22 protein-coding genes and 1 pseudogene are annotated in these 20,124 nt (G+C 69.0%); 11 read left to right on the plus strand and 12 right to left on the minus strand.

What is annotated here, in order from left to right:
- Together AB0F10_RS33550 and AB0F10_RS33555 are read right to left on the minus strand one after the other, a co-directional pair.
- Positions 1 to 278, minus strand: a 278-nt coding sequence (locus AB0F10_RS33550; protein ID WP_360634368.1) for a hypothetical protein, incomplete at its 3' end; no start/stop codon positions are given.
- A 51-nt stretch (positions 279 to 329) separates the two neighbouring features.
- Positions 330 to 803 carry an NUDIX hydrolase gene (locus AB0F10_RS33555; RefSeq protein ID WP_360634371.1) on the minus strand — a complete coding sequence of 158 codons (474 nt, stop codon included), beginning with the start codon at positions 801 to 803 and terminating at the stop codon, positions 330 to 332.
- A 624-nt stretch (positions 804 to 1,427) separates the two neighbouring features.
- Between AB0F10_RS33555 and AB0F10_RS33560 the strand changes: the two genes are divergently transcribed.
- Positions 1,428 to 2,498, plus strand: coding sequence for a cellulose-binding domain-containing protein (locus AB0F10_RS33560; RefSeq protein WP_360634374.1), 1,071 nt, complete (start codon positions 1,428 to 1,430; stop codon positions 2,496 to 2,498).
- A gap of 61 nt (positions 2,499 to 2,559) precedes the next feature.
- Here AB0F10_RS33560 and AB0F10_RS33565 read toward each other — a convergent pair whose 3' ends face one another.
- Together AB0F10_RS33565 and AB0F10_RS33570 are read right to left on the minus strand one after the other, a co-directional pair.
- Positions 2,560 to 3,222: a class I SAM-dependent methyltransferase gene (locus tag AB0F10_RS33565; RefSeq protein WP_360634377.1), complete on the minus strand. Its 663-nt coding sequence runs from the start codon at positions 3,220 to 3,222 to the stop codon at positions 2,560 to 2,562.
- 174 nt (positions 3,223 to 3,396) lie between these two features.
- Positions 3,397 to 4,929: an LPXTG cell wall anchor domain-containing protein gene (locus AB0F10_RS33570; protein WP_360634380.1), complete on the minus strand. Its 1,533-nt coding sequence runs from the start codon at positions 4,927 to 4,929 to the stop codon at positions 3,397 to 3,399.
- 242 nt (positions 4,930 to 5,171) lie between these two features.
- Here AB0F10_RS33570 and AB0F10_RS33575 point away from each other — a divergent pair, with 242 nt between their 5' ends.
- Entirely contained in the window at positions 5,172 to 6,308 is a 1,137-nt protein-coding gene (locus AB0F10_RS33575) for a Fic family protein (RefSeq protein ID WP_360634383.1), read from the plus strand.
- Positions 6,309 to 6,343: 35 nt separating this feature from the next.
- Here AB0F10_RS33575 and AB0F10_RS33580 read toward each other — a convergent pair whose 3' ends face one another.
- Positions 6,344 to 7,123 (minus strand): DUF2927 domain-containing protein, encoded by a 780-nt coding sequence (locus AB0F10_RS33580; protein WP_360634386.1) that lies wholly within the window; start codon positions 7,121 to 7,123, stop codon positions 6,344 to 6,346.
- 107 nt (positions 7,124 to 7,230) lie between these two features.
- A complete protein-coding gene (locus AB0F10_RS33585) occupies positions 7,231 to 7,404 on the minus strand; it encodes a hypothetical protein (protein WP_360634388.1) in 174 nt (57 codons plus the stop codon).
- Between the two features lie 212 nt (positions 7,405 to 7,616).
- On the opposite strand from AB0F10_RS33585, the gene AB0F10_RS33590 reads away from it, so the two are divergent.
- Positions 7,617 to 8,207, plus strand: a complete 591-nt coding sequence (locus AB0F10_RS33590; RefSeq protein ID WP_360634390.1) for a GAF and ANTAR domain-containing protein — start codon at positions 7,617 to 7,619, stop codon at positions 8,205 to 8,207.
- 3 nt (positions 8,208 to 8,210) lie between these two features.
- Here the strand turns inward: AB0F10_RS33590 and AB0F10_RS33595 are convergent, their stop codons facing one another.
- From AB0F10_RS33595 to AB0F10_RS33615, 5 genes and pseudogenes are all read right to left on the minus strand, one after another.
- On the minus strand, positions 8,211 to 8,705 hold the full coding sequence (locus AB0F10_RS33595) for a TspO/MBR family protein (protein ID WP_360634393.1): 495 nt from the start codon (positions 8,703 to 8,705) through the stop codon (positions 8,211 to 8,213).
- A gap of 136 nt (positions 8,706 to 8,841) precedes the next feature.
- Positions 8,842 to 9,195 carry a VOC family protein gene (locus AB0F10_RS33600; protein WP_360634396.1) on the minus strand — a complete coding sequence of 118 codons (354 nt, stop codon included), beginning with the start codon at positions 9,193 to 9,195 and terminating at the stop codon, positions 8,842 to 8,844.
- 14 nt (positions 9,196 to 9,209) lie between these two features.
- Positions 9,210 to 9,428, minus strand: coding sequence for a hypothetical protein (locus AB0F10_RS33605; RefSeq protein WP_360634398.1), 219 nt, complete (start codon positions 9,426 to 9,428; stop codon positions 9,210 to 9,212).
- Positions 9,429 to 9,527: 99 nt separating this feature from the next.
- Positions 9,528 to 9,821 (minus strand): hypothetical protein, encoded by a 294-nt coding sequence (locus AB0F10_RS33610; protein ID WP_360634401.1) that lies wholly within the window; start codon positions 9,819 to 9,821, stop codon positions 9,528 to 9,530.
- A 512-nt stretch (positions 9,822 to 10,333) separates the two neighbouring features.
- Positions 10,334 to 10,591, minus strand: a pseudogene (locus AB0F10_RS33615) (MFS transporter); the annotation flags it as partial.
- Positions 10,592 to 10,772: 181 nt separating this feature from the next.
- Between AB0F10_RS33615 and AB0F10_RS33620 the strand changes: the two are divergent.
- The 8 genes from AB0F10_RS33620 to AB0F10_RS33655 all read left to right on the plus strand — a co-directional run bounded on the left by AB0F10_RS33620 (position 10,773) and on the right by AB0F10_RS33655 (position 18,773).
- Positions 10,773 to 12,851, plus strand: coding sequence for a catalase (locus tag AB0F10_RS33620; protein WP_360634404.1), 2,079 nt, complete (start codon positions 10,773 to 10,775; stop codon positions 12,849 to 12,851).
- 67 nt (positions 12,852 to 12,918) lie between these two features.
- Positions 12,919 to 13,377: an SRPBCC family protein gene (locus AB0F10_RS33625; RefSeq protein ID WP_360634407.1), complete on the plus strand. Its 459-nt coding sequence runs from the start codon at positions 12,919 to 12,921 to the stop codon at positions 13,375 to 13,377.
- A 143-nt stretch (positions 13,378 to 13,520) separates the two neighbouring features.
- A complete protein-coding gene (locus AB0F10_RS33630) occupies positions 13,521 to 14,360 on the plus strand; it encodes a glucose 1-dehydrogenase (protein ID WP_360634410.1) in 840 nt (279 codons plus the stop codon).
- A 35-nt stretch (positions 14,361 to 14,395) separates the two neighbouring features.
- On the plus strand, positions 14,396 to 14,719 hold the full coding sequence (locus AB0F10_RS33635) for a plasmid stabilization protein (RefSeq protein WP_360634413.1): 324 nt from the start codon (positions 14,396 to 14,398) through the stop codon (positions 14,717 to 14,719).
- 131 nt (positions 14,720 to 14,850) lie between these two features.
- Positions 14,851 to 15,213, plus strand: a complete 363-nt coding sequence (locus AB0F10_RS33640) for a DUF3427 domain-containing protein (protein WP_360634416.1) — start codon at positions 14,851 to 14,853, stop codon at positions 15,211 to 15,213.
- Positions 15,214 to 15,250: 37 nt separating this feature from the next.
- The gene (locus AB0F10_RS33645; RefSeq protein WP_360634419.1) at positions 15,251 to 15,631 is read left to right on the plus strand and encodes a PPOX class F420-dependent oxidoreductase; all 381 of its coding nucleotides are present in this window, start codon (positions 15,251 to 15,253) and stop codon (positions 15,629 to 15,631) included.
- 56 nt (positions 15,632 to 15,687) lie between these two features.
- On the plus strand, positions 15,688 to 17,064 hold the full coding sequence (locus tag AB0F10_RS33650) for a S28 family serine protease (protein WP_360634422.1): 1,377 nt from the start codon (positions 15,688 to 15,690) through the stop codon (positions 17,062 to 17,064).
- A gap of 143 nt (positions 17,065 to 17,207) precedes the next feature.
- Entirely contained in the window at positions 17,208 to 18,773 is a 1,566-nt protein-coding gene (locus AB0F10_RS33655) for a CocE/NonD family hydrolase (RefSeq protein WP_360634425.1), read from the plus strand.
- Between the two features lie 417 nt (positions 18,774 to 19,190).
- On the opposite strand, the gene AB0F10_RS33660 is transcribed toward AB0F10_RS33655, so the two are convergent.
- Positions 19,191 to 19,433, minus strand: a complete 243-nt coding sequence (locus tag AB0F10_RS33660) for a hypothetical protein (RefSeq protein WP_360634428.1) — start codon at positions 19,431 to 19,433, stop codon at positions 19,191 to 19,193.
- Positions 19,434 to 20,124 lie beyond the last annotated feature (691 nt).

The following is a 20,124-nucleotide window of genomic DNA, read 5'->3' on the forward strand; positions in this document are numbered from 1 at the left end:
GCGACCACGGCCGGCCCGGCCATGCCGCCGCCCCGCCGGCGGGCGTACGTGGCGCCGGCGATCGCGCCGAGCAGAACCCGGCCGGCGAGTGGAGCAGGTCTCAGCCGGCTCGGCGCCTTCCTGGACTTGTCGAAGGCCATCTCGCCGAGGGCCGCCGCACCGGCCGCCACCCGGATCCAGCCCCGCCTGCGCAGGGCCAGCCGGGCCAGGGGCGTCATGCTGCGGGCGCCGGCCGAGGCCCCGAGGACGGCGGATCTAAGCAGAACTCTGTTGGTCACAACCAAGGCATACCCGTCTGCGGCCTGCCCACACGTTGATACCCGAATCGATCAGGCCACGAGGAACCCGTTCTCCAGGTAGGCCACCATGCCCTCGGCCCGGGCCCGGGCCGCCGCGGCGATGCGCCGGGCCAGCAGCTCCGAAAGCCGCTGGGCCGCTTCCCGCTCGGTGGACCAGGCCCAACTGCGCAGTTCCCCGGCGGGCAGCCGGATCTGTGCGGCCTGCTCCGGCGTGAGAATCCCGCCGTCGAACACCATCATCAGGCCCTCGGTACGCTTCGGTCGCGGCGGCACCCAGTCGACCACCAGCAAACGTCCCGGATGCACGGGCAGACCGAGCTCCTCTTCGAGTTCGCGGACCACCGCCGTGTACGGCGACTCGTCGGCCTCCACCGAGCCGCCTGGAATCTCCCAGTAGTCCTTGTAGGTCGGCTCGACCAACAGCACCCTGCCCTGATCATCGGTCAGCAGGGCTGCGGCGCCCATTCGCTTGCGCGGCAGCGTCGCGGTGAAGTCGTCACTCACCGGGCAAGGCTAACGGCACGCCAAGGCTGCCATCGGTACAAGTACCTGCCCGGATCCTGTTGAGATCGCATTACCAACCACCGGCAGGCGTCTCTCACGGCTCCGCCGGCCGGCGTCCCAGCTGTCGGCTCGTCCGCCAGCCACGCCAGGCGCCGTACATGGTCAACGCGCCATCGCGTACCCCAGCGATCCGGCCCTCCACCCACGAGCACGACCACCACGGCAACGACCGTGGCCACCACGATCCCCACGGGAACCGCTAACGACCGGCGCGTCATACCGCCATGGATACCGGCGCCGCAGGGGCCCGTCAACCCTATTGAGCAGGCAATTCTTTCCCGATGGAGCATCGTCGTCCGCTTTCCACAAGGGTGGCCATATGACCGCCTCAGGTGAGTCCGAGGGCTGAAGCGATGGCGGTGATTCCGGTCGGCCGGAGCTGGCTGATCCGGTGTCGTGCCGGACGCCGCTTCACCACCTGCCCCCGTGAGCCGGCCGGCCGAAACTTGCCGAAACCGTTTTCATGCGCCAGAGTGTGCCGTGACAGATGGATGGCCGTCGATTTAGTCCGCCTCGTGGCGGCGCCACGACGTCCACCCGGCCGGAGTCCGGAAGGAGACCAGGATGCTTCAACGGGTACGTCGTACCGTCGTTTTCGCGGCCGCGCTCGCCACCGTCGCCGCCGGAGCGGCGATCGGCGGGATGACGTCCGCGCAGGCCGCCGCGTCGGGCTGCCGGGTGAGCTACACCGTCGGCAGCCAGTGGGGCGGAGGATTCAACGCCGACGTCGCCGTGACCAACCTCGGCGACCCCCTCACCGGCTGGGCCCTCCGCTGGTCGTTCACCGCCGGTCAGGTGGTGACGCAGGCATGGAACGCGGTAACCACGCAGAGCGGCTCCGCGGTCACGGCCGTCAACGTCGGCTGGAACGCGAACCTCGCCACCAACGGCACCACGACGTTCGGCCTCAACGGCTCGTGGAACAACGGCAGCAACCCCGTGCCGGCGTCCTTCACCCTGAACGGCGTCGCCTGCACCGGCGCCACCACGCCGGGACCCACCGTCTCGCCGAGCACCCCGCCCACCTCCTCGCCGCCCACGTCCACACCGGCTCAGCGGACCGTGCGCGCCTACTGGCTGCGGCCCACCGACGTTCCGTACGACCAGCGGTACGTCGACGGCATCGCCGGCGTGATGCGCGAGGCCCAGAGCTACTACCGGCAGGAACTCGGCAAGACGTTCGCACTCAACAACCCGGTCGTGGAGGTCGTCAACGGAGACCACCCCCGCTCGTGGTACGAGAACACGCCGAACGGCAACGAGTGCTACTGGTGGGTCGTCTTCAACATGCAGCAGGAGCTCATGCGCAAACTGTCCCTGCGCGCGCCGGACAGCCGCTGGGTCAACGTCGGCGAGATCAGCGCCGAGTCATCGTGCTCCGGCGGTGGTGGAGGCGGCGGCTGGGTGATCCTCAGCGGCCACGACGCCGACGGCGCGGCAGGCATCAACGGCGCGATGAACCGCTGGTACGGCGGCATGGTCCACGAACTCGGGCACGCCTTCGGCCTGCCGGACTCGACCTCGACCGACGGCACCCCGATGTCCGCCTCCTTCTACAGCTACCCGAACACGCACTTCAGCCAGGCGCAGAAGCAGGGCATCCTGAACGGCCCGTACGGCAGTTTCCTGTCCTGACACCGCCCTCGACGGCCGCCGCCGATCCGCAGGGAGCCGGCGGCGGCCACTCGGCGCGACCTCACCGACGCGTCCGGCCGGCCGGTTTGTGGCCGAGGAGGCGGGCCTGCTGGGTCTTTTCGCGTGCTGCTGGTTCCCGGACCATCCGGGCCTGGACGAGCAGCCCGGCCCGGCTCAAAAACTCGGCGACGTCATCGGGCGGCAGCCGATAGGCGTCGAGCGAAACGCTGTGCCCGTACCCGTGCGCAATGTGGAGCCGCTCGTTGCCCACCTGGAACCCGAGCAGGAGGTGACCGCCGGACGCCAGAACCCGCTGGAATTCCGCGAACAGCTCCGGCAGCAGCGCCGGCGGAGTGTGGATGATCGAATACCAGGCGACGATGCCGGCGAGGGAGTCGTCCGCCAGGCTCAGGCGGGCCATGGAGCCGACTTCGAAGCGCAGGCCGGGGTAGGTCTGCCGGGCCGTCGCCACCATCGCCGGCGACAGGTCGATGCCGAGGGCGGGTAGCCTGAGGGAGTGAAGGTGCGCGGTGATGCGGCCCGGGCCACAGCCGAGGTCGGCGACCTGTCCGGCGTCGGCGGTCCGCACGAGACCTGCGAACGCGTCGAGCATCGCAAGGTCCAGCGGTGTCTCCGGATTTTCGGTGCGCTGGAGCTTCGCGTAGTCAGCGGCGACGGTGTCGTATGCCGCGCGAGTGGCGCTGAGATGCGGCGGCTCGGTCACGTCGAGGATGGTAAGGGTCCCGCCTGGGCGGTCCTGGCCGGTCGCCGGCCCCGCCGGCGGTGGCGACCCGATGACAGGCTTGCCGCCCTGCGCGCCGGGTCACCGATCCGGCGCGGTTCTCGGCCGCACCGCCCGGTCGACGGGGGCGGATGAATTCCCGCCCCCGTCGAATGATCAGGCTTCGAATCGGGTACGACGACGACGGGCCACGATGAACCCGGCGACACCCGCCGCCACCAGAAGCAACCCGCCCGCGCCGATGAGCCCGGTCTGCGGGCCGGTGATCGGCAGGCTACCGCCCGAGCCGCCGGTGTCGGCCGGGTTCACGACGATCTTGGCGACGTCGTTGGACTTGTTGATGTCGCGGTCGAAAACGTCGCATTCGCACGCCGGGTTGACCTCGATCGCCCCTGCGGCGTTCGGCACCACCTTGGTGATCTTCAGCCCGAATTCCCAGATCATCTGAGTCTTCGCCGGGAAGAGCCGGTTGCTGAAGCAGGCGTACTGCAGGGCATCCGGCTTGGTCCGCACGCTGTCGTCCTCGGCCTTGACGCATCCGTCCGGAACGGTGGCGACCGTGGTGCCGGCCGGGATGGTGACGACGGCGACCACGGCGGGGCTGCCGCTGCGGCTGCGGTCCAGGGTCGCCGGGCCGTTGTTACGCACGCCGACGGGGACCTTGACGGCGTCGCCGGCACCGCCGGACACCTTGGCGCCGATCGCCGCGAAGTCGGTGCCCTGCTTGCCCGAGGTGTTGACGGTCAGCGACTGCCAGTTGTTGTCCGGGTTGGTGTCCGTCTGCTTCTGATTCCCGAGCGAGGCGACCGCCGGCAGTTTCCGAAGCTCGAGCTTGCCGCCGGTACCGGCGGTGCCCGGGCCCTCGTAGCCGTTGTCGTCGAGGAACTTGATCAGGTCGGTGTAGTCGCCCGTGGTGAGCCACTCGAACTCGCCGGCCACCGCGCCGGGCGCATAGGTGTCCGCGCGCAGCTTGTACGGCAGGACGGCCTGGTAGGTCGCGCCGGGCTCCAGGTCCTGGTCGAACGTGCACGCGTTCGCCTGGCTCTGGGCGTAGAAGCAGTTGGCGAACTGCTTGGTCGACTGGAACGGGTAGTCGGTGTCGAAGATGACCGCCGCCCCGCGCACCACCGTGTCGGTGTTGTTGCGGACCTGCACCGTGGCCTCGAACGACTTGCCGGGCCTGCCGCTGATCTCCTTGGGCGCGCCGGCCACCAGGTCCACGCCCTCGGCGACGGTGACCTCGGCCGTACGGGTGATCGGTGCGACGCCGTCGGCCGAGAAGGTGAGCTTGACGGTGCCGCTCTTGCCGAGCGCGGCCTTGGTGGCGGTGATGCCGGCGACGAAGTCACCGACGACACCGGCCGGGCTGATCCAGGTCTCCCAGGGCGTGCTGCAGGTGATCTTGGCCGGCCCGTCGCTGGTGCACTGCGAGAACTCGTCCGGCGCGTCCAGGCTGACGCCGTCCAGGCCGCCGGACAGCTCGTAGACCGCGGTGGCGCCGGTGACGGTCGTCTCCTTGTCGGAGGACAGGAGCGGGGCGATCTGGTTGTTGCCACCCGCTGCCACCGTGACGTCCGGCAGGGCAACGTCGATGGTCGGGGCGGCGGCGTAGGCGGGGGTCGCGAGAGCGGCTGCTGCGACGGCGCCGACGGCGCCGACGAACACGCGCCGGCCGAGGGAGCGGTGCATTCGGGGGGTCCTCCCGTGAGGTTCCTGGTGGGGTGAAGTCGCAGGAGCATATAGACGGCCTGCCGGGCGCCGCTGCCCTGATGGAACGACCCCGTACCGTCGTTGCCAAAACGAGATCAATTCATGTACCCGGCATGGGCACCGGTCACCGCACGCATGCCGATCACTGAGATCCGGCCGCCGCCAACCGCCGTCAGGACGCTCGAGATGCGCCTATGCTATCTGCGCTGTAGCATAGGCGCATGCTGTATGCGATGCCTGCGCTGGACGCGGCGGACCTTCAGGTCTTGGAAGAGCTGAACGAGATGCGCGCCGAGCTTCGGGCACATCTGCGGTCCGGGCCGCGTTGGGAGGGCCAGTTGCGCCGCAGCTTGTTCGCCGCGGCGATTCAGGGCTCCAACACCATCGAGAACATCACGATCAGCAGTTCGGACGCCCGGGCGCTGGTGGAGCATGCCCCCATGTCCGCGGATGCCGGCGAACAGACGCAGCAGGCGGTCATCGGCTATCGGGACGCGATGACGTATGTGCGGCAGGCGCCGATGATGGACTTCTTCGATTACTCGGAGACGCTGCTTTCCGCGCTGCACTTCATGATCACAAAATATCAGGCCGCGAAATGGCCGGGGCGTTACCGGGTGAGTGGGATTTTCGTAACAAGCAGCGACCCGCTGGAGCCCGCTTACACGGGGCCCGACGCTGACGTGGTCCCTGGGCTCATGGGTGAACTGGTCGAGTGGCTGCACGGCGGGGATGTTGATGCACCGGCGTACGCGCGGGCGGCCATGGCTCACCTCAATCTTGTGGGTATCCATCCTTGGCGCGACGGCAACGGCCGCACCGCGCGAGCGCTGCACACGTTGGTGTTGGCGCGGGTGGGGGAGCTGGCTCCGGAATTCTCCTCGATTGAGGAATGGCTGGGCGAGCAGACCAACACCGTTCAATACTATGAGGCACTTCGATCCACACAACAGGGCAGCTTCCAGCCGGGGCGCGATGCGCATTCATGGCTCAGATTTGTATTCGCGGCGCATCATCGCCAGGCTCAGCGCGTGAAACGGCGATACGACTGGACCGTGCGCTTGTGGAACGATCTGGCGCTCCTGGCCGAACAAAAGGGATTTCCTGAGCGCGCGGTGTCCGCCCTCTACGCCGCCTCCGTCGGCGAGGTCAGGCGCACCACCTATCAGCAGGACGAGGGGCTCAGTCGCGACCAGGCGATCCGCGACATCCAGGCATTGACGCGCGCGGGCCTACTGACACCGCGCGGCAATGCAACAACGCGGGTCTATGTACTTGACGGTGCCGCCACCGACATCGCACAGGCCGCTGCCGCTGCGGTACGCGGACCTGGGCGCGACCCGTACGCGAACGATTAGCTGGTCTGCATCTGACCGCGGGCCGGCGCCTCAGATCACTTGACGGTCACCGTCTTCGTGATGGCCTTTCTGCTGTCGCCCGGCTGGACCACCCCGCCGTACAGCAACCGGATGACCTCCTTGTCGAGCTTCGAGTACCGCGTGACGGACGTGCGGTACCTCTCGTAGAAGATGCTGTCCGGGTACCTGTCGGAGTCCTGCAGCAGTCCCATCGCCTGCGTCAGTTCCTCACGGATCAGGTGACAACGGGAGCTCTGACTGATCCCGGACGAGCGGATCACGATGTCCGCCCTGGTGATGGCGGAGTAGTCGGACCAGTGCACGTTGACGTAGCCGTCGTTTCCGGACACGTAGCCGGGCACGAGGGAACGGAATTTGGACCGCGGGACGAAGTAGAGGTCGATGTTGGCCGCGGTCTCGGTCAGCTTCAGATCGGTGGTCGCGGTGATCGCGTTGAAGTCGGAGACGACCTTGTCCAGGCAGCCCTTGTTCTTTGCGGTGCTGCCGTGGACATGGACGGTGACCTCGGGCTGGGTCCACATGGTGACGACGTCGTGCTTGTCCCCGTACTCCGATCCCAGTGCCACGGCGAAGAAGTAGCTGAGCCCGGCCTTGCTGATCTTCGGCTTGGCCGGTGCGGGCGTGGGCCCCGGCGTCGTCGCCGAGGGCGCGGCCGAAGGGGCCGCCGACGTCGCCGGGGTGCTCGCGGCGGGGGTGGCGCCGCTCGACGAATCGCAGGCGACCACGGCCGCGTAGGCGACGAGCAATATCGGCAGTACGCGGCAGATCCTCTTGCCGGCGGTCGAACGCGTCACGGGGAGCCTCTCTGAAGCAGGACCCCTGGTTGGTCACCGCCGGGCCGGGGCGCCAAGATCGTACGGCCTGGTCGCCCGGGCATCGCCGGACGCCCGGCCGCGTCTGATCAGGCGACGACGAGGGCCTGCGGGGCCGCCTGCTTCATCCGCCCCCGCAGCCAGGCCATCTGGATCTCCGTCTCGGCGGCGCCGGCGCCGACCACAGTGGACAGCTCCCGGTCCCGCAGGCCCTGTGCGGCCTGCCCGACCAGCACCCAGCACACGTCGCACTCGGCCGCCATGAGGTAGAGGTCCTGCAGGTCCCGCAGCAGGCCGAGCCCGCCGCTGCGACTGCCCCGGAACAGCTCCGAGTGCAGCCGCTCCGGTTCGTCCGGCGCGTCCTGCGAGTACCGCCGCGCGAACGGCCGCAGCGTCTCGGCGCGCCGGTCGCAGACCTTCGCCTGCTACTCGCAGAGGTGAGCGATGTCGGCCTCGTCCGGGTGCGCGGCGCCGGGTGACCGGCAGCGGCATAATGATCGCCGACGAGCAGAACACTCTGACGTACCTCGCGGCCAGTGACGGGCCCAGCCACCTCATGGAGCAGGTGCAGAGCGAGCGGGGGGAGGGCCCCTGCGTGGCGGCGTTCGTCACCGACGACATCGTCACGGCCGAGGATCTGCGGTCGGAGACCCGATGGCCGTCGGTCACCGGGACGCTGACCGGCGTCGGGATCATCTCGATGCTGGGCTGCCCGCTGCGCCTCGGCGGCGTTCCGGTCGGCACCATCGACGTCTACCGCGACCACCCGCACCAATGGGACGAATCCGAACAGGCCGCACTCGCCCGCTACAGCGACGTCATCGAGTCCATCCTCGCGGCGGCGTTGACCGCGCACCGGGCCGGAGAGATCGCCGGTCAACTCCAGTACGCCCTCGACTACCGGGTGGTGATCGAACGCGCGGTCGGCTATCTGATGGCCCAGCGGGGGGTCGACGCGGTCAACGCATTCAATCTGCTGCGCCGAACCGCCCGCGACCAGCGGCGCAAGATCGGCGACGTGGCGCAGGAACTGCTCGACACCGGAACCTTCAGCCGGCCCGGCTGACCGTCAGTTCGCCGACCAGATCGCCGCGTTCAGGGCGGTGGCGAACGACACCCAGGCCAGGTACGGCACGAGAAGCGCGGCAGCGAGCCGCGACGTCCGCCAGAACAGCACGATCGTCGCCAAGATCAGCACCCACAGCACCATGATCTCGACGAGCGCCAGGCCGTACCGGCCGGCGGCGAAGAACAGCGGCGTCCAGGCCGCGTTCAGGGCGAGCTGCACGGCGTAGACGGTCAGGGCGCGCGTCCAGCCGGTCCGCTGCCACACCAGCCAGCCGGCTATCGCGATCAGCACGTACAGGATGGTCCAGACGGGTCCGAACAGCCACGACGGTGGCGCCCAGGCGGGCTGCTCCAGCGACGCGTACTCGGCCTTCGATCCCGTGGCCGCGAGCGAGCCGACGACCGCGGTGCACAGGACGGCGAGCCCGAAACCGAGCAGGCCGAGCCAGCGGGTTCCGCCTGCCGGCAGCCGCGGCGACAACGGTTTGGCGGTCATGTCATTCCCCCGCACTCACTTTCCCTCGAGCATCCGTCGCCCTGCCCGCACGACCCGGAGCCTGCGATACCCGCAGGTCTCCAGGTCAAACGCGGCCTCGACGTCGCATGATCCCGCCGCCGCAGGCTGCGCCAGGTCATCGCCGGTGGAGCAGGCAGAACTCGTTGCCCTCCGGGTCGCGCAGGACGGTGAATCCCTCGTCGCCGCGCTGGCCGACGTCGGCCCGCGCGGCACCCAGGGCCAGGAGCCGGTCCACCTCGTCCTCGACGCCGCGGTCGTCGACCACGAGGTCGGGATGATTGCGGTTCTTGCCGGTCTTCGGTTCCTTGGTCGGCTGCAGCCAGACGCTGAGTCCGCCGCCCGGCGGCCAGAGATGCGCGTCGCCGTCATCGCCGGGCTCGATGCGGTAGCCCAGCGCCGCCGACCAGAATGCCGCCATTCGGTCGACGTCGTGCACGTCCAACGTCCACTGCGCGATTCGGGTTCCCATGATGTCAGTCAGGCTCAGACCTGCTGGGTCTCGGTGGTGTTGGGGTGGCGTTCGACGGTGGCTTCCTTGACGAACTTGCCGGTGCTGGCGCTGCGGTTGACCTCGCGGTCCTCGCTCTTGTCGCCGCCGACGTGCTCGGTCGTCGTGGTGCTCGGCTCACGCTCGACGGTGCTGTCCTCGACAAACTGCCCACTCTCGGCGCTGCGATTGACATCGTGCTCGTTGCCGGCCATCGGAAGCCTCCCTGCTTCACGGCGATGTGATTCCTTGTCAGTCCCCCTGTCCGAAGCACCCCAAACAAACCGCGCCTCGGGGTGGACGCCGGCCCGGGATCAGGCGTCGTGGGCCGGCGCGGAATCGGGAGCCGCGTACCGGACGACCAGCGCGGCCGAGAGGAGGCCGGCCACCGCGGCAACCAGGTATCCGGCGGTGGGCCCGGAGCGGGGAAGGGCCGCGACGCCGAGCAACACCGCGATGCCGAGGGCGTTACCCAACTTGGCGGACGTGTTGAGCAGGCCCACGGCGCTGCTCTCGTCCTCGGAACCGAGTGCCTCGGTCTCGGCGCCCCGGCCGTCCACGGGTGCCGGCCCGCTCGGCGTCCGGGCTCGTGCCGATCGAGGTGGCACCCACCGACGAGAGTCCCAGGCCGACGCCGGCGACCGTGAGCGCGGCCACGATCGGTGCGAGCCGCTGCGGCGCCGCCGCCAATATCAGGCCCCCGAGCCCGAGGCAGGTCAGACCCAGCACCATGGGCCGCGTCGGACCGCCCGCCAGCGACGGCAGGCGCGACGCGACAGCTCCGATGATCACGGCGGCGCTGAACGGCATGAGGATCAGCCCCGACCGCGCGGGGGGCACGCCCAGGTCGTTCTGCAGGCCGAGGACCACGAGGATGCCGACGCCGCTGCTGGTGGCGGTGTTGACGAAGGATACCGACACGCCGGTTCGCAGGTTTCCCCGGTGCCAGCTGGAACGCGGGATGAGCGGGTGTGTCGCGCGATGCTGATGACGGACGAACACCCACCCCAGAGCGCATCCGGCAAGCAACGCCGCCGCACCGGGCAGCGTCCTGCAGGATCGATGCTCCGCCGACCAGCGACATCACCGCCGTGGTCAGCAGAACGGCTCCCGGCGCATCCAGCCGCACGCCGGGATCGGCGGGATCTCCGGGCACCACCGCGAGCAGGCCGGCCGCCAGCGCGACGGCGATCGGCAGGTTGATCCAGAACACCCAGTGCCAGCTCAGCGCCTGCGTCAGGCCGCCGCCGACGACATAGCCAAGGATGCCGGCGGCCGCGCCGCTGGCGCTCCAGGCCGCCAGGGCGGTCCGGCGTCGCCGTGGTTCCTCGCTCGCGCGCAGCAGCGCCCACACAGCACGAACAACAGCAGAGTCCACCGCGAGGTGGAGGTCCGGGTTGTCGCCGCCACGACCACATCCTATGTGGATCGCGGCCGGTCAGCCGGGAGACGTCCCATCCAATGCTTCCGCCGGTAGGTGTTTGCACCGTCGCGTGCTGGGCACATGGCCTCCGAAGAGTGCCGCTTTGCGCGGATAACGCCTGATAAGGGAGGGCTTGATGGACGAGCAGCGCGCCGCACGGGGTTCCGGTGGCGAGACGCATCAGGTGGCCGGTGCCGGGCGACCGAGTCTGACCACGCAGCAGGGCGTGGTGGTCGGCGACGGCCAGAACACGTTGCGCGTCGGTGAGCGTGGGCCCGCCGCCCTGGAGGACTCTCACTTCCGGGAGAAGATCTTCCATTTCGATCATGAGCGCATCCCGGAACGGGTGGTGCATGCCCGCGGTTACGGCGCGCACGGCTACTTCGAGACGTACGAGTCCCTGAGCGATCTGACCCGCGCCGACCTGTTCCAGCGCGCGGGGGAGCGCACCGAGGTCTTCGTCCGGTTCTCCACCGTCGCCGGCAACAAGGGCTCCGCCGACCTCGCCCGGGACGTACGCGGCTTCGCCGTGAAGTTCTACACCCGGGAGGGGAACTGGGACCTGGTCGGCAACAACATTCCGGTCTTCTTCATCCAGGACCCGATCAAGTTCCCGGACCTCGTCCACGCCGCCAAGCAGGAGCCGGACCGCGGTTTTCCGCAGGCGCAGACCGCGCACGACAACTTCTGGGACTTCGTCTCGCTGATGCCCGAGTCGACGCACATGCTGATGTGGATCATGTCGGACCGGGCCGTTCCGCGGTCCTTCCGGTTCATGGAGGGCTTCGGCGTGCACAGCTTCCGCCTGATCGACGCCGCAGGCCGCAGCACCTACGTCAAGTTCCACTGGAAGCCGAAGCTCGGCCTGCAGTCCGTGTTGTGGAACGAGGCCGTGAAGATCAACGGCGCGGATCCGGACTTCCACCGCCGCGACCTCTGGGACGCCATCGGCCGCGGCGACCTCCCCGAGTGGGAGCTCGGCATGCAGCTGTTCGACGACGACTTCGCGGACCGGTTCGCCTTCGACGTCCTGGATCCGACGAAGATCATTCCGGAGGAGGAGATTCCCGTCCGGCGGGTCGGCCGGCTGGTCCTGGACCGGGTCGTCGACAACTTCTTCGCCGAAACGGAGCAGGTGGCGTTCTGCACGCAGAACATCGTGCCCGGTATCGACTTCACCAACGACCCGCTGCTGCAGGGCCGCAACTTCTCCTACCTCGACACCCAGCTCAAGCGCCTCGGCGGCCCCAACTTCACCAGCCTGCCGGTCAACGCGCCCCGGTGCCCGGTCGCGCACTTCCAGCAGGACGGGCACATGGCCCTCGCCAACCCGCGGGGCCGCGCCAACTACGAGCCCAACTCCTGGCCGGAACAGACCGGCGGGCCCCGGGAGGACCCCGAACGCGGCTTCGTCACCCACCCGGACGCGGTGGGCGGCGCCAAGCGCCGGCTGCGCCCGGAGAGCTTCGCCGACCACTACAGCCAGGCCCGCCAGTTCTACCTCAGCCAGACTCCGACCGAGCGCCGGCACATCGCCGACGCGTACGTCTTCGAGCTGAGCAAGGTCGAGCGCCCGGACATCCGCGCCCGGATGGTCGCCGGGCTGCGCAACGTCGACGAGGACCTCGCCGCCGAGATCGCCCGGGGGCTCGGGCTACCCAGCCTGCCGGACACCCTGCCGGCCGCCCGCGAACCGATCCGCGACCCGGCCCCGTCGCCCGCGCTGTCGATTCTCGCGAACGGCCCGCACAGTTTCGCCGGACGCAAGCTCGGCGTCCTGGTCACCGACGGCGCGGATGCCGCCCTGCTCGCCGAACTGCGCGCGGCGACCGAGGCCGCCGGAGCCACCGTGGAGATCATCGCACCGGTGGTCGGCGGCGTCGACGTCAGCGACGGCGGCCACGTCGTCGCCGATCAGAAACTCGACGGCGCACCCTCGGTCCTCTACGACGCCGTCGCGATCCTCGCCACCAAGGACGCCGCCGCCCAGCTGGCACGCCGGCCCGTCGCCCGGGACTTCGTCAGCGACGCCACCGCACACGCCAAGTTCATCGCCTACGTCGACGAGGCCGCGCCGCTGTTGGCCGCCGCCGGCCTCGCCGAAGGCCTCGACGACGGCTTCCTGCGGATCGGCCCGGGCGCTCACCCCGCCGCCGCCTTCCTCGACCGATGCGGGCAACTGCGCTACTGGGACCGGCTCGGCACCCAGGGCTGACGATGCCTCCACCGAAATGTCGCCGATCAGGCGTTACCTGCACCGGGAGCTGGGTAACCTAGCCTCCATGGCGACGGTGACTCGCACAATAGGTGCTTCCGCCGAACAGGTGTACGCGATCCTCGCCGACGGCTGGACCTACAGCGACTGGGTCGTGGGCACCGCCCACATCCGCGACGTCGACGCCTCGTGGCCGGAACCGGGCTCGCAACTGCACCACAAGGTCGGACCCTGGCCGCTCTCGATCAAGGACAAGTCCACCGTCACCGCCGCCGAGCCGGGACGGGCACTCGCGCTGCGTGCCGGACTCTGGCCGTACGGCGAAGCCTTCGTCCGCATCACGCTCGAGCCGACCGGCCGGAGCGAGACGCGCGTGACCATGCACGAGGACTTCCAGGCGGGCCCGCTGCTCTGGCTCAGGAACAAGATCAACGATCTGATCCTGCACGGGCGCAACGTCGAAGCCCTGCGCCGGCTGGCCGAACTCGCCGAACACTCCCGGCACACCGCCTCTTCCCAGCGCTGACCGGCCCCGCGGTCCGCCCCCGAGCCGACGTTTCGAGGCCGCCGGTCCGGGCATTCCTTCTCTCGGCCGGCCGGATGACCATGGCGCGAGCCCGGACCACCGGCACGGCCCTGTGATCACCGTTCGCTGTTCTGGAGTACGCCATGACCGAGCCTGAACCGCAGCAGCGGCCACCCGGCACCCTCGACGCCATGCGCCGCAAACCCGACCACGGCGAAACCACCTACCGCGGCTCCGGCCGCCTGGACGGCAAGACGGCGGTCATCACCGGCGGCGACAGCGGCATCGGCCGGGCCGTCGCGATCGCCTTCGCCCGCGAGGGCGCCGACGTCCTCATCTCGTATCTGTCCGAGCACGACGACGCCGCCGACACGGCCAAGCTCGTCGAGGACGCCGGCCGGCGGGCCGTGCTGATCTCCGGCGACCTGGCCCGGCGGGCACACTGCCAGGCCGTGATCGCCAAGGCCGCCGAGGAGTTCGGCCGCATCGACGTGCTGGTCAACAACGCCGCCTACCAGATGACCCACGAAACCGTCGAGGAGATCAGCGACGCCGAGTGGCAGCACACCTTCGACGTCAACATCACCGCCATGTTCCGCCTCGTCCAGGCCGCCCTGCCGCACCTGCGCGAGGGCGCCTCGATCATCAACACCAGCTCGATCAACTCCGACATGCCGCGGCCCACCCTGCTGCCGTACGCCACCACGAAGGGCGCCATCGCCAACTTCACCGCCGGCCTCGCGCAGATGCTCGGCGACCGCGGCATCCGGGTCAACAGCGTCGCGCCCGGACCGATCTGGACCCCACTGATCCCCGCCACCATGCCGCCGGAACAGGTCGAGGAGTTCGGCAAGAACACGCCACTGGGCCGGCCGGGCGAACCCGCCGAGGTCGCCCCGGCGTATGTGCTGCTCGCCTCCGACGAGGCCAGCTTCATCTCCGGCGCCATGATCCCCGTCACCGGCGGCAAACCCATCCTCTGACCGCAACGGTCCGAGGACCCCGGAAGGAGAACGCCATGCCCGCAGGATCCAGCCCCAAGCGGGAACGCCAGTACCAGCACATCAAGGCCAGCGCGAAGAAGCGCGGCGAGTCCACCGACCGCGCCGAGGAGATCGCCGCCCGCACGGTGAACAAGGAACGCGCCCGCTCCGGCGAGGCGAAGACCGCCAGCCGCTCCTCGATCAAGGACGTGTCGTCCGGGCACCGCGGCGGCAAACGCTCACACACCGGCGCCCAGGGGCCCACCAAGGAACAGCTCTACAACGAAGCCAAGAAGCGCAACATCACCGGCCGCTCCACCATGAGCAAAGCCGAACTGAAGAAGGCCCTGTCACGCTGATGCCGGGGCACAGGTCGGGAGGAGCGGTGTCTCCAGCTGTGGCCGTCGCTGCGGCGCGCGATGCTCACTCGCGGCGAGCTTGCGGCCGGAGACACCCTCCACTCTGGTAAACCGCCGCAATGGCGCGAGGAATGTACGACGCGAAGGGTGCCGGCGCAGATCTCCTCGCCTTCACGTTGGACAAGACCAGTGGCGATTTTTCGCCAACCACCCGATATCGCGACTACGCGATCAGCCGCGACCTCATCCACTGGGAGAGCCAGTCCACCACCCGCGCCGATAGTCCGACCGGTCGGCGATACCGCGGCCATGCGGCCTTGCGGCGGTCGATCCTCCTTTTCGCCCGTACGCGTGCCGACGATCGCGCGTTCTGGTTCCTCGGGCCCGCCAGGTATGTGCGGCATGAGGGTGAGCGTCCGATGGCTGTGACCTGGAGACTGGAGACGCCCTTGTCAGGTGACCTCTTCGCCGCCTTCGCGGCCGCCGTCGCTTGAAGTCCCCGGGCGCAGCGAATTCGAATAGATTCGGACCATGACCGTTTCCGCGGAAATCGCTGCCAGCAAGCAGATAAGCCTGACCACCTATCGCAAGGACGGCACCCCGGTGCCCACCCCGGTCTGGCACGTCGCCGAGGGTGACACCCTGACCACCGTCTCCTCGGCCGACGCCTGGAAGGTCAAGCGCATCCGGAACAATCCGCACGTCGAGGTCACCCCCTGCGACATTCGCGGCAAGATCCAGCCGGGCGCTCGCGCCGTCCAAGGTACGGCGAGACTCCTGCCGCCGTCCGAGACCGAGACCGCTCGCCGTCTGATGGAACGCCGCTACGTCTCTGCCCGCATCGGTGGCTGGTTCACGAGGGCGTTCCGCATCAAGCGGCCTCCGGCCGTCGCCATCGTCATCACCTTCTGACAGTCATCGCCGCCGGGCCGGATCTCGTCATAGCTGTTCGTCGATATTGTGGCGGCATGAGACATCGAATGGTGGCTATCCTCGCCTCCCTCCTGGTGGTCCTGTCCCCGGCCACCGCCGCACGCGCCGCGGACGACCCCCTGCTGGATCAGCTGAAGGCCGTCCCCGGACTCTCCGTCGTCTCCGACACCCAGGGTGCCGGCTACCGGTTCTTCGTCCTGACGTACCGCCAGCCCGCCGACCACCGCCATCCCGGACGGGGCACATACGAGCAGCGTCTGACCCTGCTGCATCGATCGAGCACCTCACCCACGGTGCTGTACACCAACGGGTACGGGCTGGCTGCCAGCCCCCGAGCGAGCGAAACGGAGCCGACCAGGCTGCTGGCCGCCAACCAGGTGTCGGTCGAGCACCGGTTCTTCACTCCGTCACGCCCCGCGCCGGCCGACTGGTCGGACCTCGACATCTGGCAGGAGGCGACCGATGAGCATCGCATCGTCACCGCGCTCAAGGGCGTCTACTCGGGACGGTGGATCCAGACCGGGGCCAGCAAGGGCGGCATGACGTCGGTGTACCACCGGCGGTTCTACCCCGGCGACGTCGACGGCGTGGTCGCCTACGTCGCCCCGGACGACGTCATCAACCCGATCGACGGGGCATACGACAAATTCTTCGACACCGTCGGTACGGCGTCCTGCCGCGCTGCCCTCGACGACGTGCAGCGCGAGGCGCTGGGCCGCCGCGACCGGCTCGTCGCCCGGTTGCAGGCGGACGCCGCCGCGAACGGATGGACGTTCAGCGGGAGCATCGGCACCGCCGACCGCTCGTTCGAGATGACGGTCCTGGACACGGTGTGGGCGTTCTGGCAGTACAGCTCCGCCGCCGACTGCGCGACGGTGCCGGCGACAACCGCGACGGACGAGCAGCTGTACGGCTGGATCGACTCCGTGGCCGGGTGGAGTTTCTACACCGACCAGGGCCTCGAGCCCTACTGGCCGTACTACTACCAGGCGGCCGGCCAGCTGGGGTGGCCGAGCCTGCGGTTCGATCACCTTCGCGGGCTGCGCCACTATCCCGGCCTGTACACCGCGAACTCGTCGCTGCCGCCGGAGTTGCGCCGCCGGCACAATCCGGTGCCGATGATCGATGTCGACCTGTGGGTTCGTACCGTTTCGGAGCGCATGCTGTTCGTCTACGGCGAGAACGACCCGTGGAGCGCCGAGCGCTTCACACCCAGCAGGCGCGATTCCGCCCTGTACGTCGCGCCGGGCGCCAACCACGGCGCGAACATCTCCAAGCTGAACGCGGCGGACGCCGCCGAGGCCACGGCGGCGCTGCGCCGGTGGGCCGGCGTGCCGGCGACCTTCGCGGCCAAACAGGCCGCTGACCTGCCCCTCGACGACATGCTCGGCGATCGTCGGCGCGTCCACTGACCCTGCCGGGGCCCGCCTGTCCTGCTGCCCACCCGACAACGTTGCCGGGTGGGCAGCCGTCTGCCGTGACGGGCATGGCCATCTGTCGATGGCCTACCGGAACCTGTTACCCTCCGGTAACATCCAGGGAACGAGGTTCGTCGATGCGCCGTCTTGTACTCGTACTGTCGCTGCTGTTGACGTCATTGACGGTGGCGGCCCCGGCTTCGGCGGCGGCCGGCGCGGCGTCCACCACCGGTTTTCACAGGAACGACGTCACCGCCGCCGACGGGGTCGTGCTCAAGTCCAATGTGATCGAGCCGACCGGCCCGGGCCCGCACCCGGGTGTCGTGTTCGTGGCGAGCTGGGCGCTCAACGATTTCCAGTACCTGGCGCAGGCGAAGCGGTTCGCCGAGGCCGGATACGTGGTTCTGTCGTACACGACGCGCGGGTTCTGGGCCTCCGGCGGGACGATCGACGTCGGCGGCCCGAAGGACGTCGCGGACGCATCAAGCGCGGTCGACTGGCTCATCGCGCACACCCGGGTCGACCCGCGGCGGATCGGCATCGTCGGAATGTCCTACGGCGGCGGGATCAGCCTGCTCGCCGCCGCGCATGACCCACGCATCCGGGCGGTGGGCTCGCTCAGCGGATGGGCCGACCTGTCGGCCTCGATGACCGGCGAGAACACCCGCCGGTCGCAGGCGGCGTGGTTCCTGCAGACCACGGCCCGGCTCCTCGGGCGCCCGTCTCCGGAGATGACCCGGATCCTGGACGACTACTGGGCCGACCGCGACGCTGCGGGCCGCGAGCGGTGGGCGCGGGACCGGTCCGTCCGGTACTCGGCCGACGCGATCAACCGGAACCGCCCGGCGGTGCTCATCGCGCACAGTTTCGGCGACAGCGTCTTCCCGGCCAACCAGATGATCGACCTGTACGCCGCGTTGGACACGCCCAAGCGCCTCGAACTGGGATCCGGCGACCACGCCACCGCGGAGCTTCCCGGTCTCGCCGGCATCAACAATCATGTGTGGACCAGTGTGCGGCGCTGGTTCGACCAGTACCTGCGCGGCATCGACACCGGCATCGGGCGGGAACCCGGGGTCGTGCTGCGGCCGCACAACTCCTCCGCGGTCGAGTACTACCCCGACTGGGCGCACGTGACCCGGCACACCGACCACGACCCGCTCGGCGCGCCGCACGGCCTGATCGCCACCGGCGGGCTGAGCCCGGCGTCGCCGGTGAACGGGTGGACGTGGCGGATCCACGCCGGCACCGACACCGTCGCCGACGGCGGGACAGCCCTGTTGACCAACGGATTCGAGGGCCTGACCGGCATCGCGCCGATCGTGTGGCTGCCGGCGGTGTCGCGCAGAGACGCCGGAGTGTGGCTGTCCGGCGCCGCGCCGGCCGGCGGCTGGAAGGTACGCGGGGTGCCGCGCCTGCACGCGCAGGTGACCTCGTCACGGCCGACGGGCACCGTCATCGCGTACCTGTACGACGTGAACGCCCTCGGCGTCGGCAAGCTGTTCTCGCACGCTCCGGCCACCTGGCTGGACTCTCCTGCCAACCTGGATCTGCCGCTGCAGGTCACCGCGTACGACCTTCCGGCCGGCCACCGCCTGGCCCTGGTCGTCGACACCAAGGACCCGCTGTACCTCGACGCCAACCGTCGGCGGTCCACGATCACGTTCGGTAGCGGATCCTGGCTGGACGTACCGATCGCCTGATGCCGGCCGGCGTCCTGCCACGGGCTCGCCTAGATCTCGATCTTGCGCGTTCCTCTGGTGGGGCGCTCCACCTGGACTCAGCAGACGCGGCCCGGTCCGCGACGGGATGCCGCAACCGTTTTGAGCCGTTGCGCGGGAGCTGATTCACGGATCATCCTTGAAACATGAGTCCATCCATCACTGCCGTTTGGGTACCCTTGGCGGTGTAGCCCTTACGGCCGTAAGGGGGCTTCTCGCCGCGATGTTGACCATCAATCATCAGCGGAAAACGTCTGCGGACCAATTCGCGCGTGAACAGTTGCGCGCGGAGCGCCAAGGACGTCGAGTCACTTTTGTTTCCTACCTCGAAGCGTATGACGCCGCAATCAGTAAAGCGGGTCGTACCGGCAGTCGGTACGGGCCTCGCCGATGCAGGGACTAGTTGTGCAGCTCGTCCAGGAACTCTCCGGACGCGTTGAAGGTGCGTACCGTTCCGGGCGGATGGATGCTCACGCCGCCCCGCCAGTGCACGATCTCCATCTCCGCGATCTCCATCGCCGCCACTTCGGCGAACATGTGCTCCCCGGGACCGAGGTCGTAGCTCATTCCGAGCGGCTCGAACATCACCGTGAACGGCGCATCCCGGTCAGCGGCGATCTTGATCCGCAGGGGTGGATTCAACCCGAAGCCCGCTTCCGGATCGTGACTGCTCGGTTGTCGCAAACCTGCCCTCAACCTCCTCGAGCGTTGCGATCGCCCGGAGCTCCTCGTTGAACTTCCCGTCGAGGAGGTTCTCCTTCTTCAACCGATTCTCGCTTCAACCGATTCTCGCAGATGTCTCACCCGCATCGCCGACCCGTCCGCCGCTACAACACTTCCGGGGACGCGCCCGGCTGTCGCCCGCGATCAGCGAGCGGGCCGTAGCCCTCGCACGGCAGCGTCCACCGTGAGGGGTGCCGCCGGTCGCTCGGACCTTGGGTGGCGTAACAGCTGCACGGCGCCGTGGCCGACGATGCTCGGCGGGAGAACTCGATGACCGGTGACACCGAATCGCGCATCGATCTCCGTACCAGGTGTGTTGGGTGCCCTACGGCCGGCTATGCCAGACAGACGCGCGGGTTCCATTCCCGAATTTTGGCATGTACGTCGCTGGGCGTGCCGGCAGCGTCGGGGTTCCAGCTGAGCTCGACCCATAGCCTGCCGGAGGCATCGCCGTCGCCTTGTCGATCAACTAGTACGGCAGCCGCCGTTCGTGAGGTGACCTCGGATCCCGCAGAAATTGGGACGGCCACCGCATGATCGTCTGTGCGTTGTGGACACAACATCAGACCGTGCGGTGGCCGAGAGCCACAGCGTAGAGCCTGCCCAGTGG

This window comes from Actinoplanes sp. NPDC026623 (genome assembly GCF_040638275.1).
Lineage (GTDB): Bacteria > Actinomycetota > Actinomycetes > Mycobacteriales > Micromonosporaceae > Actinoplanes.

Bases quoted from the DNA above. Each gene is read 5' to 3' on its own strand.
- AB0F10_RS33560 (WP_360634374.1), top strand. From the start codon at position 1,428: ATGCTTCAACGGGTACGTCGTACCGTCGTTTTCGCGGCCGCGCTCGCC.
- AB0F10_RS33570 (WP_360634380.1), bottom strand. From the start codon at position 4,929: ATGCACCGCTCCCTCGGCCGGCGCGTGTTCGTCGGCGCCGTCGGCGCC.
- AB0F10_RS33575 (WP_360634383.1), top strand. From the start codon at position 5,172: ATGCTGTATGCGATGCCTGCGCTGGACGCGGCGGACCTTCAGGTCTTG.
- AB0F10_RS33585 (WP_360634388.1), bottom strand. From the start codon at position 7,404: ATGGCGGCCGAGTGCGACGTGTGCTGGGTGCTGGTCGGGCAGGCCGCA.
- AB0F10_RS33595 (WP_360634393.1), bottom strand. From the start codon at position 8,705: ATGACCGCCAAACCGTTGTCGCCGCGGCTGCCGGCAGGCGGAACCCGC.
- AB0F10_RS33600 (WP_360634396.1), bottom strand. From the start codon at position 9,195: ATGGGAACCCGAATCGCGCAGTGGACGTTGGACGTGCACGACGTCGAC.
- AB0F10_RS33605 (WP_360634398.1), bottom strand. From the start codon at position 9,428: ATGGCCGGCAACGAGCACGATGTCAATCGCAGCGCCGAGAGTGGGCAG.
- AB0F10_RS33620 (WP_360634404.1), top strand. From the start codon at position 10,773: ATGGACGAGCAGCGCGCCGCACGGGGTTCCGGTGGCGAGACGCATCAG.
- AB0F10_RS33625 (WP_360634407.1), top strand. From the start codon at position 12,919: ATGGCGACGGTGACTCGCACAATAGGTGCTTCCGCCGAACAGGTGTAC.
- AB0F10_RS33630 (WP_360634410.1), top strand. From the start codon at position 13,521: ATGACCGAGCCTGAACCGCAGCAGCGGCCACCCGGCACCCTCGACGCC.
- AB0F10_RS33635 (WP_360634413.1), top strand. From the start codon at position 14,396: ATGCCCGCAGGATCCAGCCCCAAGCGGGAACGCCAGTACCAGCACATC.
- AB0F10_RS33640 (WP_360634416.1), top strand. From the start codon at position 14,851: ATGTACGACGCGAAGGGTGCCGGCGCAGATCTCCTCGCCTTCACGTTG.
- AB0F10_RS33645 (WP_360634419.1), top strand. From the start codon at position 15,251: ATGACCGTTTCCGCGGAAATCGCTGCCAGCAAGCAGATAAGCCTGACC.
- AB0F10_RS33650 (WP_360634422.1), top strand. From the start codon at position 15,688: ATGAGACATCGAATGGTGGCTATCCTCGCCTCCCTCCTGGTGGTCCTG.
- AB0F10_RS33655 (WP_360634425.1), top strand. From the start codon at position 17,208: ATGCGCCGTCTTGTACTCGTACTGTCGCTGCTGTTGACGTCATTGACG.